1 pseudogene is annotated in these 1,061 nt (G+C 78.1%); it reads left to right on the top strand.

Going from position 1 to position 1,061, the window contains the following annotated elements:
* Nucleotides 1-1,061: pseudogene (locus ACWJ6R_RS36890) on the top strand (DNA-binding protein); the annotation flags it as partial.

The raw sequence follows: 1,061 nt of genomic DNA, 5'->3' as shown, positions 1-1,061 counted from the left end.
GCCCCCGGCGAGGTCGCCGAGGCGGCCCGGGCCGACCTCGCCGCCGAACTCGCCCGGACGCTGCGCGCCGGACTCTTCGACGAGCTGGGCTGGCCGGCCTGGGAGGAGGCGGTCGCAGCCCTCGTCCGGCCCGAGGACCTCGACGAGATCGAGGTGTCCGACGCGTGGCCGCACCTGATCGTCTCCGGCCCGGCGCAGGCCAGGGTGATCGGCCCGGAGGGCACCGTGCTCGTGCACGACCTGCGCAAGCAGCCGGACGAGGCCTGGAGCGAGCCCGGCTTCCACTACGTCGACGGCGAGCTGCTCGTCTACTGGGGCGCCTACGGGGACGGCCCCCCGCTGCTCGGCTACTGGCACTCCGCCGCCGGGGCGCTCCAGCCGATGGAGACGCCGAGCGACCTCTGGTCGCTGCGGAGCGCCCACGCGCCCACCCTCCCGCTGCCCGGCGGCGGCCGGACCACGGGCGGCGGCGTGCTGCACCCGGGGGACACCGTCGTGCCCTCCCGGCGCGAGGTGATCAGCGACGGCACCTCGTTCTGGGTGCGAGAAGGCGGTGAGGGGGACTGGCGCGAGTACGACCCGGCCACCGGCGAGCGCGGCCGGATCTCGCTGCCCGGCTTCCTTTCCGACGCCGGCTCCGGCCCGGAGGGCGGAACCCTCCACGAGGGCTGGCTGCTGCCCGCCGGATCCGGTGAGGCCGCCCCGGCCGCCGTCCCGGTGGACGGCCTGCTCGGCTGGCGGGTGACCCGGCTGCCCGACGGGTCGTGGCGCGGGGAGGACCTCGCCGGGCGCACGGTGACCCTGCCGGGCGACGGACCCGGCGGCGGCAGGCCCGGCTGGATCATGACCTTCCCCGGCGACGACCGGCCGCGCGCCGTCGTCCGGGAGTGGCGGGAGACCAGGCTGGTCGACCCGGACGGGGTCGTCACCGCGACGGCCGTGACGGGGCGGGAGCCCGGCCCGTTCGCGGAGGGCACCCCGCTGCTGCCGCCGCCGCGCCACTGGCGGTGCCTGCGCCCCCGCGACCCGGAGGGCTCCGCGGTCCTGCGCCGGATCGACCG

It is taken from the genome of Planomonospora algeriensis, from assembly GCF_977012225.1.
Note: the sequence above shows the minus strand (reverse complement) of the source record. Positions and strands in the feature narration are given on the sequence as shown.